The 411-nt window shown below is 70.3% G+C and carries 1 pseudogene; it reads right to left on the bottom strand.

Features of this window, described 5'->3' with window-relative positions:
- Positions 1 to 411: pseudogene (locus tag BHC62_RS04705) on the bottom strand (IS1380 family transposase); the annotation flags it as partial.

Raw genomic sequence — 411 nt, 5'->3', positions numbered from 1 at the left:
TTTTCGCAGCACCAGCCGGGTCCCGGCCGGCCAGGTGCACAGGTTGACCAGACTAGTGGCCTCGGCCACCCACGCCCCGTCACGGATCTCGCCGCCTGCGTCGATCGCCGGGTACCAGCCCTCGGCGAGGTTGAGGGTGTCCACGGCATCCCAGACCCGGGCATCGACGGGAAACCCGAAGGAGAACCCGACCCCGCGATCACGGCAGGCCTGGGCGAACTTATGGGTGGCCCCGGCGGTGTCGCAGCGCACCACCACCGCCGGTGCGCCCTCGGCGTCGGGGTCAGGACGCCGATCTGCCGGTAGCGAGTCCAACGCCTGGTCGAGGACCGTGACGTGGTCAGCGGCGGTGTTGGAACCGGCGTTGCCTTTGCGTAGCAGCCCGGCCAACGCCTCACCACCGGCGATCTC

This window comes from Pseudomonas sp. 06C 126, assembly GCF_001855215.1.
GTDB classification, from domain to species: Bacteria; Pseudomonadota; Gammaproteobacteria; order Pseudomonadales; family Pseudomonadaceae; genus Aquipseudomonas; species Aquipseudomonas proteolytica.
This window is presented reverse-complemented; position numbering and strand designations above follow the sequence as displayed.